Annotated in this window: 15 protein-coding genes; 9 read left to right on the plus strand and 6 right to left on the minus strand. The window is 66.7% G+C overall.

Annotated features, from left to right (window positions below):
- Positions 1–3: 3 nt before the first annotated feature.
- The 4 genes from ACP693_RS06060 to ACP693_RS06075 all read left to right on the plus strand — a co-directional run bounded on the left by ACP693_RS06060 (position 4) and on the right by ACP693_RS06075 (position 8,383).
- Positions 4–3,276: an efflux RND transporter permease subunit gene (locus ACP693_RS06060; protein WP_426018150.1), complete on the plus strand. Its 3,273-nt coding sequence runs from the start codon at positions 4–6 to the stop codon at positions 3,274–3,276.
- Positions 3,276–4,715, plus strand: a complete 1,440-nt coding sequence (locus tag ACP693_RS06065) for an efflux transporter outer membrane subunit (protein WP_426018149.1) — start codon at positions 3,276–3,278, stop codon at positions 4,713–4,715. The genes ACP693_RS06060 and ACP693_RS06065 overlap by 1 nt, the downstream gene beginning before the upstream one ends.
- A gap of 234 nt (positions 4,716–4,949) precedes the next feature.
- On the plus strand, positions 4,950–7,628 hold the full coding sequence (gene ppdK / locus ACP693_RS06070) for a pyruvate, phosphate dikinase (RefSeq protein ID WP_426018148.1): 2,679 nt from the start codon (positions 4,950–4,952) through the stop codon (positions 7,626–7,628).
- A 227-nt stretch (positions 7,629–7,855) separates the two neighbouring features.
- Complete coding sequence (locus ACP693_RS06075) at positions 7,856–8,383, plus strand: porin family protein (RefSeq protein ID WP_426018147.1); 528 nt, start codon at positions 7,856–7,858, stop codon at positions 8,381–8,383.
- 72 nt (positions 8,384–8,455) lie between these two features.
- On the opposite strand, the gene ACP693_RS06080 is transcribed toward ACP693_RS06075, so the two are convergent.
- Positions 8,456–8,707 (minus strand): hypothetical protein, encoded by a 252-nt coding sequence (locus ACP693_RS06080; protein WP_425982365.1) that lies wholly within the window; start codon positions 8,705–8,707, stop codon positions 8,456–8,458.
- A gap of 153 nt (positions 8,708–8,860) precedes the next feature.
- On the opposite strand from ACP693_RS06080, the gene ACP693_RS06085 reads away from it, so the two are divergent.
- Positions 8,861–10,054, plus strand: coding sequence for a M48 family metallopeptidase (locus ACP693_RS06085; protein ID WP_426018144.1), 1,194 nt, complete (start codon positions 8,861–8,863; stop codon positions 10,052–10,054).
- Between the two features lie 39 nt (positions 10,055–10,093).
- On the plus strand, positions 10,094–10,555 hold the full coding sequence (locus ACP693_RS06090) for a DoxX family protein (RefSeq protein ID WP_346494029.1): 462 nt from the start codon (positions 10,094–10,096) through the stop codon (positions 10,553–10,555).
- Positions 10,556–10,558: 3 nt separating this feature from the next.
- Here ACP693_RS06090 and ACP693_RS06095 read toward each other — a convergent pair whose 3' ends face one another.
- From ACP693_RS06095 to ACP693_RS06115, 5 genes are all read right to left on the minus strand, one after another.
- Positions 10,559–11,710, minus strand: a complete 1,152-nt coding sequence (locus ACP693_RS06095) for a beta-ketoacyl-ACP synthase III (protein WP_426018141.1) — start codon at positions 11,708–11,710, stop codon at positions 10,559–10,561.
- Between the two features lie 92 nt (positions 11,711–11,802).
- On the minus strand, positions 11,803–13,857 hold the full coding sequence (locus ACP693_RS06100) for a capsular polysaccharide biosynthesis protein (protein ID WP_426018139.1): 2,055 nt from the start codon (positions 13,855–13,857) through the stop codon (positions 11,803–11,805).
- 52 nt (positions 13,858–13,909) lie between these two features.
- A complete protein-coding gene (locus ACP693_RS06105) occupies positions 13,910–14,746 on the minus strand; it encodes an HpcH/HpaI aldolase/citrate lyase family protein (protein ID WP_426018137.1) in 837 nt (278 codons plus the stop codon).
- Complete coding sequence (locus ACP693_RS06110) at positions 14,746–15,423, minus strand: SDR family NAD(P)-dependent oxidoreductase (RefSeq protein WP_426018136.1); 678 nt, start codon at positions 15,421–15,423, stop codon at positions 14,746–14,748. Before ACP693_RS06110 ends, ACP693_RS06105 begins: the two co-directional genes overlap by 1 nt.
- 60 nt (positions 15,424–15,483) lie before the next feature.
- Complete coding sequence (locus ACP693_RS06115; RefSeq protein ID WP_426018135.1) at positions 15,484–15,981, minus strand: GAF domain-containing protein; 498 nt, start codon at positions 15,979–15,981, stop codon at positions 15,484–15,486.
- A 302-nt stretch (positions 15,982–16,283) separates the two neighbouring features.
- On the opposite strand from ACP693_RS06115, the gene ACP693_RS06120 reads away from it, so the two are divergent.
- From ACP693_RS06120 to ACP693_RS06130, 3 genes are all read left to right on the plus strand, one after another.
- Positions 16,284–16,535 carry a hypothetical protein gene (locus ACP693_RS06120; RefSeq protein ID WP_346494018.1) on the plus strand — a complete coding sequence of 84 codons (252 nt, stop codon included), beginning with the start codon at positions 16,284–16,286 and terminating at the stop codon, positions 16,533–16,535.
- Between the two features lie 2 nt (positions 16,536–16,537).
- Entirely contained in the window at positions 16,538–16,885 is a 348-nt protein-coding gene (locus ACP693_RS06125; protein WP_426018133.1) for a hypothetical protein, read from the plus strand.
- Positions 16,886–17,080: 195 nt separating this feature from the next.
- Entirely contained in the window at positions 17,081–17,494 is a 414-nt protein-coding gene (locus ACP693_RS06130) for a TadE/TadG family type IV pilus assembly protein (RefSeq protein ID WP_425983506.1), read from the plus strand.

Genomic DNA, 17,494 nt, shown 5'->3' on the forward strand with positions numbered 1-17,494 from the left:
GCCATGAACATCTCCCGCTTCTTCATCGACCGGCCGATCTTCGCGGCCGTGATCGCGGTGGTGATCACGATCATCGGCATCGCCGCCTATCCGCTGCTGCCCCTGTCGCAGTATCCGGAGATCGCGCCGCCGACGATCACCATCAACGCCGCCTATCCCGGCGCCTCGGCCGAGACCCTGGCTGAAACCGTCGCCGCCCCCATCGAGCAGGAGGTGAACGGCGTCGAGAACATGCTCTACATCACCTCCTCATCCACCTCGGACGGGGCGGTGGCGATCACCGTGACCTTCCAGCCCGGAACGGACCTCGATTCCGCTCAGGTGTTGGTCCAGAACCGGGTGGCTCTGGCCGAACCCCGCCTTCCCGAGGCGGTTCGACAGACGGGCGTCGTGGTCAACAAGGCCGAGAGCGGCTTCCTGATGATCCTGGGGCTGACGTCGCCTGACGGCACTCTGGATAACGACTATGTCGGCAACTACGGCAACTCGACACTGCGGGACCGCCTGCTGCGCATCGAAGGCGTGGGCGCGGTTCAGGTGTTCGGCGGCGGCAACTATTCGATGCGCGTCTGGATCGACCCGGCCAAGGCGGCCGAGCGCGGTCTGACGGGTTCCGAGATCGTCGCCGCCCTGCGCGCCCAAAACGTCCAGGCCGCCGCCGGCTCCATCGGCCAGCCGCCGTTCCCCAACAGCGCCGCCTCCTTCCAGCTGCCGGTCCAGGTTCAGGGCCGTCTGACCGACCCCGAAGAATTCTCCAAGGTCATCCTCAAGACCGACGCCGAAGGGCGCGTCACCTATCTGCGCGACGTGGCGCGGATCGAACTGGGCGCCCAGGACTACGGCATCCGCGGCTTCTTCGACGGGCAACGCGGCGTCGGTCTGGCCATCGTGCAGCAGCCGGGCGCCAATGCGCTGGGCACCGCTGATCGGGTCCTGGCCGAGGTCGAGGCCGTCAAAGCCGAACTGCCGGCCGGCATGGCCATCTCTGTGCCTTACAACCCGACCGAATTCGTCGCCTCCTCGGTGGAATCCGTTCAGCATACCGTGCTGGAAGCCATCATTCTGGTCGTGATCGTCGTCCTGGTCTTCCTGCAAAGCTGGCGCGCGGCGATCATCCCGATCATCGCCATTCCCGTGTCCCTGGTCGGCGCCTTCGCGGTGCAGCTGGCCCTGGGTTATTCGATCAACTCCCTGTCCCTGTTCGCCTTGGTCCTCGCCGTCGGCATCGTCGTCGATGACGCCATCGTCGTGGTCGAGAACGTGGAGCGGGCCATCAGCGAAGGCCTGACTCCCAAGGAGGCCGCCTATCGATCGATGCAGGAGGTCTCTGGCGCCCTGATCGCCATCGGCCTGGTGCTGGTGTCGGTGTTCGTGCCCACCATGTTCGTGCCGGGCATTCCGGGCATCTTTTACCGTCAGTTCGCGGTGGTCATCGCCTCGGCCTCGATCATCTCGCTGTTCATATCCCTGACGCTTTCGCCGGCCATGGCCGCCCTGCTGCTGAAGCCGCACAAGAAGGACCACGAGCATGCCCGCAAGCCGGGCGTCCTGGGCACGGTCGTCTATTACGCCGGCTGGGCCGGGCGTAAGTTCAACGAAGGCTTCGACTGGCTGTCGGACCGTTACGGCCGCCTGACGGCGCGTCTGGTGCGCACGGTCGGTCTGGTGCTGATCATCTATGCCGGTCTGCTGGGTCTGACGGCCTGGCGCCTGATCGACACGCCTTCGGGCTTCATTCCCGAGCAGGATCAGGGCTTCCTGATCGGCGTCATCCAACTGCCGGCCGGCGCTTCGCTGGATCGCACCCAGGCGGTGATGGAACGCGCCAGCAAGATCATCCAGGACACGCCCGGGGTAGACGGCACCGTGGCCTTCGCCGGCCTGGACGGCTCCAGCTTCTCGTTCGGCTCCAACGCCGCCACCATCTTCGTGCGTCTGAACGCGTTCGAGGATCGCACCAAGGAAGAGGCCGCCACGGCCCTGGCCGGGGCCATCACCCAGGCCACGGGTCAGATCGAGGACGCGCAGATCTTCGTCATCGCCCCCCCGGCGGTTCAGGGTCTGGGCACCGGCAACGGCTTCTCGATGATGATCCAGGATCGCGAAGGCGCCGGCTATCGTCCGTTGGAAGGCGCGACCTTCGCCATGATGGGCGCCGCCGCCCAGGCCCCGACCGAGGTCAGCCAGGTCTTCTCGACCTACAACACCGCCTCGCCGCGCATCACCGCCGACGTCGATCGCAACAAGGCGCTGATGATGGGTGTCCAGCCCAGCGCCGTGTTCGACACGCTGGGGGTCTATCTCGGCTCGTCCTACGTCAACGACTTCAACATGCTGGGCCGCACCTTCCGGGTGACGGCGCAGGCGGAGCCGACGGCGCGCGACGACATCGCCGACATCGCCAACTTGAAGACCAAGTCGTCGTCGGGGGCCATGGTGCCGATCGGTTCGGTGGCGAACCTGGTGAACGACTCGGGTCCGGCCCGAATCGTGCGCTACAACCTGTTCCCGGCGGCCGAGCTTCAGGGCAACGCCGCAGCAGGAGTGTCGTCGGGCGAGGCGCTGCAGATCATGGAAAACATGGCCGCGCAGACCCTGCCTCAAGGCTTCTCCTACGAATGGACGGGTCTGGCCTATCAGCAGAAGGCGGCCGGTTCGGGCGCGACGGCCATCTTCATGATGGCGGTGGTGTTCGTCTTCCTGGTGCTGGCGGCTCAGTACGAGGCGTTCACGCTTCCTCTGGCGGTCATCCTGATCGTGCCGATGTGTCTGCTGGCGGCCATCATCGGGGTGAACCTGCGGGGTCTGGACAACAACATCCTGGTCCAGATCGGGCTCGTGGTTCTGATCGCGCTCGCGGCCAAGAACGCCATCCTGATCGTCGAGTTCGCCAAGCAAGCCGAAGAAGACCAGGGCATGAACCGGTTCGAGGCTGCGGTCGCCGCCGCCAAGACCCGTCTGCGTCCGATCCTGATGACCTCGTTCGCCTTCATCCTCGGCGTCGTGCCGCTGATGCTGGCGACGGGGCCGGGCGCCGAGATGAGGCAATCGCTGGGCACGTCCGTCTTCTCGGGCATGCTGGGCGTGACCTTCTTCGGCCTGATCTTCACGCCGGTCTTCTATGTGGTCAGCCGCTGGCTGTCCTCGAAACTGCCGCAAGGCAAAAAGCCCAAACCCGCCACGACCCCTGATACGGCCGTGCGTTACGACGAAACCAGCGACCTGACCGATCCGAACGCTCCGGCGCCCGCGACCGGCCGGGGAGGGGACATCTGATGACCCGCAACAAGACCCTCAGCTTCCTGACCGCCGCAGCGTCGAGCGCCCTGCTCGCCGCCTGCGCGGTCGGGCCCAAGGCGCCGCCTGCCGACCTGCCCGTCGCCGGGACGGGGGGCTTCATCGGCTCGGCCAGCCCCACCGTCTCGACCGCTGCGGCGCGCGACGACTGGTGGCGACTGTATGAAGACCCAACGCTGGACGCCCTGATCCAGCAGGCCTTCGCCGAGAACAACGAGCTCGAAGCCGCCTTCGCCAACCTGCGCGCCGTCCGGGCGTCGCTGTCGGAGGCCCGCGTGGGCCGCTTCCCGACCACAGCGACCAGCGCCCAGGCCCAGCGCAGCCGCGCCTCGGCCTCTACGACTTCGCCTGCGTCGCTAGGCACTGACGGTAAAGCGCCAGAGATCGACACCTACGACGTCGGTCTTCAGGCGTCGTACGAGATCGACCTGTTCGGCCGGGTGGAATCTACCATCCGCGCCGCCCGCGCCGACGCCCGCGCCGCCGAGGCCGCCCTGGCCACGGTCCAGGTGACGGTCGCCGCCGAGACGACACGCGCCTATGCCGACACCTGCTCGGCCAATGCGCAGATCGCGGTGGCTGAACGGACGCTGGAGCTGCAACGCAATACCGCCAACCTGACGCAGACCCTGCTCGACGGCGGGGCCGGCACCGGGCTGGACGTGGCCAGCGCCCGCGCGGCCTTGGCTCAGACGGCCTCGACCCTGCCGACCCTGCGCGCGGCCCGCAACGAGGCGCTATTCCGTCTGGCCACCTTGACCGGGGTCACTCCCGCCGAGGCCAGCCAGGCCGCCGCCGCCTGCGTGCGTCCGCCGCAACTGACCCAGCCGATCCCGGTCGGCGACGGCGCGGCCCTGCTGGCGCGTCGCCCCGACGTCCGTCAGGCCGAGGCTGAACTGGCCGCCGCCGCCGCCCGTGTGAACGTGGCCACCGCCAACCTCTTCCCGCAGATCAGCCTGGGGGGCTCCATCGGCTCCACGGCGCTGGAATCGGGCGAACTCAGCGACGACCAGAACTTCCGCTTCAGCTTCGGTCCGCTGATCAGCTGGTCGTTCCCCAACGTCTTCGCCGCCCGCGCCCAGATCAAGGCCGCCGGCGCCCGTTCGGACGCCGCCCTGGCCACCTTCGATCAGACGGTGCTGACGGCGCTGCAGGAGACGGAAACCGCTCTGTCCAACTACGCCAACGAACTGGACCGCCGTGCGGCCCTGACCGAGGCGCGCGACCAGGCGGCCCGCGCCGCCGACCTGTCGCGCCTGCGCTTCAACGCCGGCGCCGACAGCTTCCTGTTGGTGCTGGACGCCGAACGCACTCAGGCGGCGGCCGACGCCGCTCTGGCCCAATCGGACGCCCTGGTCACCACCTACCAGATCGCCCTGTTCCGCGCCCTGGCCGGCGGCTGGCAGGCCGACAGCTGATCGGTTCGCCTTAGCGACAAGACCGAAGGGCCGGGCGGCGTATCGCCCGGCCCTTTTTGGTTTGCTTCGCCGCCTTGTCATCATCGCAACGCGCTGGGCGATTGAGGAAACCGGTTACCTGCTCACGCATTGTTACATCCGCCATGGTCAAGCCGGTTCCTCCGCGCTAGATCGTGCTGCATGTGCGAGCGGGGCCAACCCGTCGGACGATCCGAAAAGCTCAGGGACTGCAAGATGACCAAGTGGGTGTACGGCTTCGGCGGAGGCTCCGCCGACGGCGACGCGTCGATGAAGAACCTTCTCGGGGGCAAGGGCGCGAACCTGGCGGAAATGTCGTCGCTGGGTCTGCCGGTCCCGCCGGGCTTCACCGTCACCACCGAGGTCTGCACCCACTATTACGCCAATGGCGAGACTTATCCCGCCGATCTGGAAGCCCAGGTGAAGGCCGCCCTGGATCAGGTCGAGGGCATCGTCGGCAAGACGTTCGGCGACGTGAACAACCCGCTGCTGGTCTCGGTGCGCTCGGGCGCGCGGGCCTCCATGCCGGGCATGATGGACACCGTCCTGAACCTGGGTCTGAACGATCAGACGGTCGAGGGTCTGGCCCAACTGTCAGGCGACCGCCGCTTCGCCTTCGACAGCTATCGCCGCTTCATCACCATGTATTCGAACGTGGTGCTGGGCCTCAGCCACGACGATTTCGAAGAGGTGCTGGACCAGCACAAGGACCGGCTGGGCGTCACCGTCGACACCGACCTGAAGGCCGAGGACTGGCAGAAGGTGGTCGCCGACTACAAAGCCGTGGTCGAGCGTGAACTGGGCCATCCCTTCCCGCAGGATCCCAAGGACCAGCTGTGGGGCGCCGTGGGCGCCGTCTTCGCCAGCTGGATGAACGACCGGGCCAAATTCTATCGCCGCATGCACGACATCCCCGAAAGCTGGGGCACGGCCGTCAGCGTCCAGTCGATGGTGTTCGGCAATATGGGCGAGACCTCGGCGACGGGCGTCGCCTTCACCCGCAACCCCTCGACCGGCGAGGCGCGCCTGTACGGCGAGTTCCTGATCAACGCCCAGGGCGAGGACGTGGTCGCGGGCATCCGCACGCCGCAATCGCTGACCAAGATCGGCCGCGAGGAGATGGGCGAGACCGCCCCCTCGATGGAAGAGGCCATGCCGGAAGTCTTCGGCCAGTTCGTCACGGTGGTGAACAAACTGGAGAGCCACTATCGCGACATGCAGGACATCGAGTTCACGGTCGAACAGGGCCGTCTCTGGATGCTGCAGACCCGTAACGGCAAGCGCACGGCCAAGTCGGCGCTGAAGATCGCCGTGGATTTAGCCGCCGAGGGCGTGATCACCCAGGAGGAGGCCATCAGCCGGGTCGAGCCGTCGGCTCTGGACCAGCTGCTGCACCCGACCCTGGACCCCGACGCCGCCCGCACCGTGGTCGCCGCCGGCCTGCCGGCCTCGCCCGGCGCCGCCACCGGCAAGATCGTCTTCGACGCCGACGAGGCCGAACGCATGTCCGGCCTGGGCGAGGCGGTCATCCTGGTGCGCGAGGAAACCTCGCCTGAGGACATCCACGGCATGCACGCGGCCCGCGGCATCGTCACGGCGCGCGGCGGCATGACCAGCCACGCCGCCGTCGTGGCGCGCGGCATGGGGCGCGCCTGCGTCTCCGGCGCCGGCGAGATCCACATCGACGAGGCCAAGGGCACCTTCACCGCGCGCGGCCGCACCTTCAAGGCCGGCGAGATCATCACTATCGACGGGTCGAAGGGCGAGGTGCTGGACGGCGCCGTGCCGATGATCGAGCCGGAACTGACCGGCGATTTCCAGACCCTGATGGCCTGGGCCGACAAGGTGCGTCGCCTGAAGGTGCGCGCCAACGCCGAGACGCCGCTGGACGCCAAGACCGCGCGCGGTTTCGGCGCCGAGGGCATCGGCCTGTGCCGGACCGAGCATATGTTCTTCGACGACACCCGGATCGCCGCCGTGCGCGAGATGATCCTGGCCGACGACGAGGCCGGCCGCCGCACGGCCCTGGCCAAGATCGCGCCGTTCCAGAAGTCGGACTTCGTCGAGCTGTTCGAGATCATGGCCGGTCTGCCGGTCACGGTGCGCCTGCTGGACCCGCCGTTGCACGAGTTCATTCCCCATACCGAGGAAGACATCGACGCCCTGGCGGCCTCGTCCGGCATCGACGCCGACAAGCTGAAGCGCCGCGCCAAGGAGCTGCACGAGACCAACCCCATGCTGGGCCACCGCGGCTGCCGCCTGGGCGTGGCCTATCCCGAGATCTACGAGATGCAGGTCCGCGCCATCATCGAGGCGGCGCTGGAGGTTCAGAAGACGTCGGGTCAGGCCCCGCTGCCGGAGATCATGCACCCGCTGGTCGCCCTGGGTCTGGAAATGAAGTTCCTGCGCGAACTGACCGACCGCACCGCCAAGGCCGTGTTCGAGGAGACGGGCGAGACCATCGACTATCTGGTCGGCACCATGATCGAGCTGCCGCGCGCCGCCATCCGCGCGGGGGACCTGGCCGAATACGCCCAGTTCTTCAGCTTCGGCACCAACGACCTGACCCAGACGACGTTCGGCATCAGCCGCGACGACTCGGGGCGCTTCCTGCAGGCCTATCTGGACAAGGGCATCTTCGAGACCGATCCCTTCGTGCGTCTGGACCAAGACGGCGTCGGCGGTCTGATCGAGATCGCCGCCGAGCGCGGTCGCGCGGTGCGGCCCGAGGTCAAGCTGGGCATCTGCGGCGAGCACGGCGGCGATCCGTCGTCGATCGCCTTCTGCGAGAAGGCCGGGCTGGATTACGTCTCCTGCTCGCCCTACCGCGTGCCCATCGCCCGACTGGCGGCGGCGCAGGCGGCGCTGAACGTGGAGCGCGAGAAGGACCGCTAGTCCCTCTCCTCATCGGATCATGAAAAGGGCGGTCTCTGACGAGGCCGCCCTTTTTCTTTGTCACAAAACCGACAACCTTGACGGAACGCCGTATGTGTCATTGGGTCCACAGGTATTCGTAGTGTTTCTGAACCTCTGGAACAGACGAACGCGTCACCTATTTAAGCTCTCGCTGGATGGGGCTGATGATCGATTCGGTCATCACATCTAGGAGTTAGTAAGAAACAATGCGTAACATTCTTCTCGCCGCCGTCGCCGTTTCCGCAATCGCCGCTCCGGCCTTTGCTCAAACCAATCCTGAGCCGCGCGGTTACGGATCGCTGGGCTACACTCATCTTGAAGGCGACAATGCAACGACGGGCGCCGTCACCGGTCGTCTGGGCGTAAACCTCAACCGTTACATCGCGCTGGAAACCGAAGCCTCGGTCGGCGTCAAGGACGACGACTTCACCGTCGCGGGCGTCGATGGCTCGATCAAGCACGAGTGGGACGCCGCCGGTTATGTGGTCGGCAAATATCCGGTCGGCGAAAAGTTGGAGCTGTTCGCGCGCGGCGGCTACGGCCACACCGAACTGAAGCAGGAGTTCCCCGGCGCCAACACCGACGTGGGCGGCGACAGCTGGAACTACGGCGCCGGCGCCAACTACTACCTGGATGGCGTGAACGGCGTGCGGGCCGACTGGACCCGTCGCGACTACCGTGACGATGCGGGCAAGGCCGACGCCTATTCGGTCAGCTACATCCGTCGCTTCTGATCTTTAGGGTCAGCCAGAACGACGAAGGCGCGCTCCGTGAGGGGCGCGCCTTTCGCGTTCAGGACAGTGATGTCAGGCGAAGTCGCCTGCGAGGGCCCAGCGCTGCGAGCCTTCGCCGAACGGACGCACGAACCAGTCGCGGTACTGTTCGAAGGTCTCGATGATCTTCTGGCGCAGATCGGGCGGATTCACCGCCTCGCCGCGCTGACGTTTCATCGCCGCGACGCAATCGACCACCATATTCTGGTGGGCCGAACCGCCCATGCTCTTCAGCACGGCGGCGATATCGTTAGCCAAGCTTTCCAGCACCTGCTTCGGTGTCATGTGAGCCATCTGGGAAACCCCCTGTTCTCGACAATCGAATGCGTTGCAAAATACTGTGACAGTTTCAAGCGTGGCGGCGCAAGAATCATCATGGATGGGAATTAACCTGACATAACGCGGGTCACGCGCTTTGGTTCTCTTAAGGGAGAAACCATGAAGAATTTCGATCCAGCCATCGCCACGGCCCAGTGGCTCGCGACCCTGTCGCCCCAAGAGACGGCCCGCGCCGTCGCCTATACCCACGGATCGCACTGGCTGATCCTGTGGAGTTTCGTGGTTTCGGCCCTGGTCGCCTGGATCATCGTGCGCACCGGCCTGCTGGTCGCCATTCGCAGCCGGATCGAGCGCCGCCGTCGCCGGCCGCTGATGGCCAGTTTCGCCGTCGCCCTGGTCTATTCGATCATGAGCTGGGTGCTGACCCTGCCGTGGTCGATCTATGAAAGCTGGTATCGCGAGAAACAGTATGGCCTGAGCAGTCAGGCGCTGGGCGGCTGGCTGGGCGAGGCGGTCATCGGGGCGGCCATCTCGGTCGTCGTCACCGCGCTACTGCTGATGGCGATCTACGCCCTGATCCGGCGCGCGCGACGGTTCTGGTGGGCCTGGGCGTCGGGGGTGACGGCGGCCTTCATCGTCATCGGCCTGGTGATCTCGCCCCTGGTGATCGAGCCGATTTTCAACACCTATACGCCCGCGCCGAACGGGCCGGTGCGCGACGCCGTCGTGGCGCTGGCCAAACAGACCGGCACGCCGTCGGACAAGATCTTCATCTACGACGGCTCCAAACAGTCCGACCGCTACACCGCCAATGTCTCGGGCCTGTTCGGCACGGCGCGCGTGGCGATGAGCGACACCATGTTCAAGCAGGGCGCGGACCTGGCAGAGGTGCGCGGCGTCGTCGGCCATGAAATGGGTCACTATGTTCACGCCCACATCCTTTGGATGGTCGGGGTGCTGGTGCTGCTGTCGGCCCTGGCCTTCTGGCTGACGGATCGGCTTTATCCGCTGGCGCACAGGCTGCTGAGGGCGGACCGCGTTGGCGACATCGCCGATCCCACCGGTCTTCCGATCCTCTTCCTGGTCCTGGCCTTTTTGGGCGTGCTCGGCACCCCAGTCTTCGCCACCATGACGCGGACGACGGAGGAAGACGCCGACCACTTCTCGCTGGTCCACGCCAATGAGCCTGACGGCCTGGCCAAGGCCCTGATCAAGACGGCCGAATACCGCGCCCCGTCGCCCTCGGCGGTGGAGGAGTTCCTGTTCTACGATCACCCCAGCGTCGAGAACCGCATCCGCCGGGCGATGGAATGGAAGGCGGCGCATCCGCCCCAGCAACCGACGCGTCCGTAAGGCATTGAAGGCTCCGCCATCCAGCGGAGCCCTTGTCTGATGATCGACCTCTATCGCGGCTTCGGCCTGGGCATCCCGGCTCTGATGGACATCGCGCCCCTGATCGCGCGAGTCGTGGTCGGGGGGATGTTCTTCCTGTCCGGCTTCTACAAACTGTTCACCCCGGCCCAGGCCGAGAAGATGCAGAAGACGATGGTCGAGGCCGGCATCGCCGCGCCGCGCCAGACCGCCCGGTTCGTGTCGGTGTGCGAGTTCGCCTTCGGCGCCCTGCTGATCATGGGCCTGTTCACCAGCCTGGCGGCGCTGGTGCTGCTGATCATCAGCCTGGTCGCCCTTGTGACCGTGGCGTCCAAGTCGGTCGAGGGGACCAGTCTCGGCTATCGCCTCTCCAGCTATTTCGACCTGCCGGAGACCTTGCTGATGGTGATCCTGATCTGGCTGATCGCCAACGGGCCGGGGCTGTGGAGCCTGGACTTCGTCCTGTTCCTGCCCCGGCTCTAGGTCTTAGGCGCGCTTCCTGACGAAGACCGTCCCGGCGGAATAGCCGGCGCCGAAGCTGCAGATCAGGCCCGTGTCGCCCGGCTCGAACCCGTCGTTGTGCAGGTGGAAGGCGATGATCGAGCCGGCCGAGGAGGTGTTGGCGTAGTCGTCCAGGATGATGACGTTCTCGTCCGACGACGGCTCGCGGCCCAGAACCTTCTTGCCGATCATCGTGTTCATATTGATGTTGGCCTGGTGCAGCCACAGCCGTTTCAATTCGTGCGGATCCAGGCCCAGTTCGCCGGCGTGATCGACGATCATGTCCGACACCATCGGCACCACGTCTCGGAAGACCTTGCGGCCCTGCTGGATGAACAGCTTGTCGTTCTGGGCGCTGTCGTCGGCGATCGGCGAATCCAGATGGTCGGTGTCGCGGGCGTTGCGGTTCAGGAAACCGAAATTATTGCGGATATTGTTCGAGAAGACCGTCTTCAGCCGCGTGCCCAGCACGTCCCAGCCGCCCGGTCCGGCCGTCTCTGAGGACTCCACGATCACCGCCGTGGCCACGTCGCCGAAGATGAAATGGCTGTCGCGGTCGGTGAAGTTCAGGTGGGCCGAACAGACCTCCGGGTTCACCATCAGCACGGCCTTGACCGAGCCGCCGACGATGAAGTCCGCCGCCGTCTTGATGCCGAAGGTCGCCGAGCTGCAGGCCACGTTCATGTCGAAGGCGAAGCCCTCGATGCCCAGGGCCTGCTGAACCTCGATGGCCATGGCGGGATAGGCGCGCTGCATGTTGGAGGCGGCGCACAGGACAGCGCCGATCTCCGAGACCGGTTTGCCCCAGGCCTCGATGGCCTGACGCGCGGCCTTGACCGCCATCTCGGCCAGGATCGAGATCTCGTCGTTGGAGCGTTCGGCCAGGTTGGGGGCCATCCGCTCGGGATCGATGATCCCGGCCTTGTCCAGCACGAACCGGCTCTTGATGCCCGAGGCCTTTTCGATGAACTCGGGCGAGGAGTGGGCCTTGGCCTCCAGTTCGCCGGCCTCGATCTGGGCGGCGTGGCGGGCGTTCCAGCCGTCGGCCCAGGCGTTGTAGCTGTCGACCAACTCGGCGTTGGAGACCGACTGTTCGGGGGTGAAGAGGCCGGTGGCGGCGATGACGGCGTGGGTCACTTTGTTCTTGTCCTATCGCTCGACGCGCGGCGTCTCGCTGCTTGAGGATGTCTTGGTCTGCTTGAGGACAGTCCGTTTCCTATCAGAACGCGTCAATAGGACGGCGGCGGCCTGCGGTCGAGACTGGCGATGATCCCGGCAGCCCAGCGCTGGATCTGACCGCGCGGCGCCTTGGGCGGCGGCTGGTCGCGGGCGGCGATCAGGGCCTGGACCAGATCCTCGGCCTCGCAGGGCCAGCCCGTCGGCGTGACATAGAGGGGATAGTGGATCAGGGCCGCCAGGATCAGATGATCGACCGTCGCGCGCCGGGTGCGGCGCTCGAACCCCAGCCGGTCGTCGGTCAGGCCCCAGCCGGCGTAGAAGGGCCGGCCATAGACCGACACAGCCTTGCCCCGCATCAGGGCCTCGAACCCGGTCAACGAGGTCAGGGTCGCCACGCGTCGGCAGGCGTTCAGGCAGTCCACGATGTCCAGCCCATCGGCGCTGGCGTCCACCGAGGCCATGGCCGAGGCGTCCAGCCGACCCGGCCGATTGCCCGCCAGAACGTCGGGGTGGTTGCGATAGATCAGGAAGGCGTCGGGATGATCCGCGCGTGCGGCCTCGACCAGGGCGGAGTTGGTGGCCAGGTCCGGCTCGCAGCCCAGCAGGATCGACTTGTCGTTCTCGACCTGGCCGACGACCAGCAGGATCTCGCGATCCGCAGGCCAATCCGCGGGCGCCTGGCCCTTCAGATTGTATTTCGACAGGCCGGCCTGGACGATGCGCGCGCCCAACGCTTCCGCGCGCGCCAGCTGCTGCGGCGTCGCGTCCGTCGTCTCGATCAGGGTCTCCAAACGCGACGGACGGCTCGGGTCGTAATAGACGCCCTGATCGTCCAGGGCGACCGACAGGGCGCCGACGAAATCGGACCCCAGGCCGCGTGAGCGGATGAAGCCGTCCTCCATGCGGACGGTCGGACCGGCGAAATCGGCGGCCGCCTGACGCGTCGCCTCGCTCTCCTTGCCCGCCCACCAGATCAGCCGGCCGTTCGTCGCGGTCGCATGGGCCGCGGCGCGCGACGGCGACATGAAATATCGCATGATCGCCTTGGGCGAGTTCAGCAGGCGGCGCACGGGCGGACGCTTGGCCGGCGCAAACCCCACCGCTGACCAGGGCCCCGCCAGACGGTCGGCCCGGTCGCGCAGCGCAATCAGCCGCTCCAGCGCCTGTTCGGCCTCGCACCGCTCGCCGGTGACGGGATCGACATAGCGGCTGTAGGCGATCAGGGCGGCGGCGGCGACCTGTTCGATGGAGCGCGTCAGCCCGCGCCGTCCGGTCTGAACCGCATCGGTCGTCAGGCCCCAACCGGAATAGAAGGGCGCCCCGAAACACCGCACCGGCAGGCCGCGCAGCAGGGCCTCGAACCCAAACGCCGAGGTGACGCAATAGACCGCGTCCACCGCCGCCAGCAGGTCGGCGGGCCGCACGTCCGTATCGACCAGGGTCACGCCGGTCAGGTCGGTCACGCAGCCCCGCTTCTTGCCCGCCGCCACCGCCGGGTGGCGTTTGACGATCAGCTGGGCGTCGGGTTCGTCGCGGCGGGCGGCGGCGATCATCTCGTCGAAGCTCTGCGTCGTCGCCAGGCCATAGCCGATGGAGGCGTCGCCGAACGTCTGGTCCACGATCAACACACGCCGACCGAGCTTCAGCAGGCCCGGATCCAGGGGCCCGCCCATGTTTGTCTTGGACACACCCGACGCGACGATCCGGTCGATCAGCCCGCGCGCTCGGGCGCTCATGGCCGCGTCGCACCAGTCGTCGGCCGTCTGGATCAGATGCTCCAGACGGCTGGGCCGCGTCGCATCGTAATAGACGCCCCGATCGTCGACGATCAGGCTCAGGCTGGTCGCCCCCGCCTCGCCGATCCCGACCGACCGCAGGAACCCGTCCTCCAGCGCCACATAGGGCCGCCCGTTCTTCTGCGCCCACCGCCGCCCCGCAGCCGCCGTCGGCTTCATCCCCCAGCCCAGCACCGCCTGCACCTCGTCCCCCGGCAGGCGACGCAGGTCGTAGTCGGGCAGGAAGACGTCGAGAAACGGGACCTTCAGCACGCCGGGCGCACAGACCCAGGCGGGAATTTTCGAAGGCGTGTCGGCAGGTAGGGTCAAGGCGGGTCCGCTGAGTTTCGACGCGAGCTTTAGGGCGGTTGCGTGAAGGCGGCTAGGCCCCTTGCGCCCGCGCCAGCAGCGCCTGCGCCTGGTCCAGATGCAGCCGCTCGACCATGGCGCCGTCCACGCGGATCGCGCCCTGTCCCTCGGCCTGCGGCTCTGCAAATGCGGCGACGACGGCGCGCGCCTGGTCGATCTCGGCCTCCGACGGCGAGAAGGCGGCGTTGGCCCCGGCGATCTGGGACGGGTGGATCAGGCTCTTGCCGTCGAACCCGTACAGCCGTCCCTGCAATGCCTCGGCCGCCAGGCCGTCCGCATCGTCGATCCGGTTGAACACCCCGTCGATGGCCAGCAAGCCATTGGCCCGCGCGGCGGCGACCAGCAGGGCCAGCCAAGGCTTGAACGGCTCGCGATCCGCAGACGCCCCGGTGCCCAACGCCTTGGCCAGGTCGTTGACCCCCAGCATCAGCCCATCCAGCGCCCCGTCCGCCGTGGCGATGTCGCCCAGGGCCATCAGGGCGCGCGGGGTCTCGATCATGGCCCACAAGGCGCAACCCCTGGCCAGGCCGGCGGACAGGGCGTGGACCGCCTCGGGCGTCTCCACCTTGGGCGCGACCACCAGCCTGGCCCCCGCCGCCTTCATCGCCGCCAGGTCGTCCAGCCCCCACTCGGTGTCCAAGCCATTGATCCGCACGCCCAGGCGCGGCCCGAACCCGCCGCCCCGAACCGCCTCGACGGCGGCGGCGCGCGCGGCAGCCTTGGCCTGGGGCGCCACCGCATCCTCCAGGTCCAGCACGGCGACATCGCAATCCAGCGTCCGCGCCTTCTCGATCGCTCGCGCATTGGAGGCCGGCAGGTAAAGGACGCTGCGGACCCGGTCGCTGCGCATCAGACGCGGCCTGTCACGGGCACCAGGGCGCCGGTCATGGCGCGGCTCTCGGGCGAGGCGAGGAACAGGATCACCGCCGCCAGATCGGCCGGCGCGACCCAGGTCGCCGGATCGGCGTCGGGCATGTCCTCGCGGTTGGCGGGCGTGTCGATGATGGAGGGCAGGACGGCGTTGACCGTGACGGAGGTGGTCTTCAGCTCTTCCGCCAGCGCTTGGGTCAGGGCGTGGACCCCGGCCTTGGCCGCCCCATAGGGCCCCATGCCGGCGCCGGCTTTCAACGCCGCGGCCGATCCCACATTGACGATCCGTCCCTCGGGCGACGCCTTCAGCGCATCCAGAGCCGCCCGGCTGGCATTGACGGCCGTCGTGACGTTCAGCGCCTGCATCCGCGCCCAGGCAGGTTCGGCGTCGTCAGTCGTCTGCCAGACGAAGCCTCCGGCGATGTTCAATAGGGCGTCCAGCCGCCCGAACCGCGCGATGACCGTATCGATCGCGCCCTGCGCCTGGCCCGCGTCGGTCAGATCGACCCCGCCGACCTCCAGCACGCCCTGCGGCACCGCATGGCCCGCCGCATGATCGATGACGGCGACCTGCCAGCCGGCCTTCAGCGCCGCCTCCAGCACCGCCCGGCCCAGGACGCCATGCCCGCCCGTGATTGCGACTGTCCGCTGTGTCATCCGATCCTCCATGTCGCCGGGGACCATAGAGCCGGGGGCGGCGGGATCAACCGGCCCCGATCAAGCGGCGGAGAACACCTTCGCCATCAACCGCTCCAGCGCGACCTGATCCTCGGTATCGAAGGCGGCGGGCGTCGTCGCATCCACGTCCAGCACCGCGATCAGCGCGCCGGACGCATCCAGCACCGGCACCACGATTTCGCTGGCCGAGCGGCTGTCGCAGGCGATGTGGCCCGGAAAGGCGTGAACGTCCTCGACCAGTTGCGTCTGGCGCGTCGCCGCCGCCGTCCCGCACACCCCGCGCCCGAACGCGATCCGCAGACACCCCAGCGTCCCCTGATACGGCCCGACCACCAGCTCGTCTTCCTTGTCCGGCGCCACGACATAGAAGCCGGTCCAGAAATAATGCTCGAACGCGTCCGCCAGCATCGAGGCTGCGGTCGCCATCCGCGCCGTCACGTTCGGCTCCCCCTCCAGCACGGCCAGGATCTCCTCCTCGACCTCCAGATACCGCGCGGCCTTGTCCGAGGGACGATCGGTGCGGGCGACATAGGCCATGTGGGGAACTCCGAGAGGGAACAGGTTGGCGATATAGGAGGGGCTTGGAGCGAAGGGGAGGGGGCAGTCGCGATCATCCATAGGATCGCCGTACCTGCTTACGCTGGAACGCTTCGCCCGAACGTCCAAGTATCGTTTCGAAAGGCAGATTGGAGCAAAGTTCTATGGGAAGGGAGCAGGATGGTCTGTTTCGCCTTAAACCTCGAATTAACCAGTCCGCCAGCAAACTGAGCGTGCGTAGATACGCGTCTTACTAGTCCCGGCTGTTTCCATAGGAGAGACCCATGGCCGCTAGACTTCAGATGATCGATGCTGCCTTCAACGCCTGCCGCCACGCTACCGAGGGCGACGATATGGATCATATCGAACGACTCGAACAATTGATCCTCAAACACAAACCTCTCGGCGCCGAGGATGCCGGAATCGTCCTGTTCACCGCTTTGGGCAACCTCCGCAACGGAGGGCGACCCGACGAGTTGGACGTCCACGCTGTCGAGCGCGTGATCGAATGGATCGAGCGGCAGTCGATACCGGCGCTTCAAGCGACGGGCTGACGATGTCGGTCGTGATTCTGGACGATCGCGCGTTTAGCCTGATCGCATCTTATGCGAGGGTTCATCCCGAGGTCCTCCAGTCACACTCGTCCCCGGAAGCCTTTGCGCAGGCGCTTCATCGCGCCAACGTCGAGGCCTTTCGGCGGCGATACCCCCAGTATGAAGACGAGCGCCCTCCGGTTTGCGTCCAGTGGACCGACGAGGTTGATCCTGGCGACGTCAGCAAAGCGATCGATGACTGGCTGTACAACGTCGCACTTCCGGACGACCAAGATCTTGAGCGCGGGCTTGAGGCGATCATTCAGAACATCGCGCAGAATCGAAAGCCGCTGGACCCTGTTCAATCCTGAGGCTGGCTTCGCTTCGGATGACGCGCCTGAAGGCGTCCGTGTCAGACGAGTATCCCTGGACCAAGATCTTGGTGACGTGCGCGTTTTCCTGACGCGCCTTGCCGCGCAAACGGCAAGCACAACGAGCAACTATGGCGAGTAACGAGTCGTTATCCAGGCGCGTGATACTATTTTGACGTGTGAGGAGCGCGTCAAATGGAACGTTCAATCCGTCGTCGTCCTGAGCGCCAAGGCGCCGCCGCCGTGGAGTTCGCGCTCGTCGGCCCGTTGTTCATCGGTATCCTCATCGCCATCGTCGTTTATGGGTTCTGGTTCCTCAGCGCACAGTCCGTTCAATCCCTGGCCGCAGAGGGCGCCCGAGCGGGGATCGCCGGCCTGGATGCGGCGGAGCAGACACGACTGAGCCAGGCCGTGGTGATGGCCCGAGGCCGCGACATGGGACTTCAGCCCGACCGGCTCTCCTCGCAGGTGCAGACCGATCACTCCTCATTGCGTGTCGTGGTCGCCTATGATCTCAGCGATCACCCCCTGCTCCTCATCGGGGGATTTCTGCCTCAGCCCCCCAAGACGATCGCGCGCTCTGCTGCGATCCAGATCGGGGATCAGTAA

This window comes from Brevundimonas sp. TWP1-3, assembly GCF_049896085.1.
Classification (GTDB): domain Bacteria; phylum Pseudomonadota; class Alphaproteobacteria; order Caulobacterales; family Caulobacteraceae; genus Brevundimonas.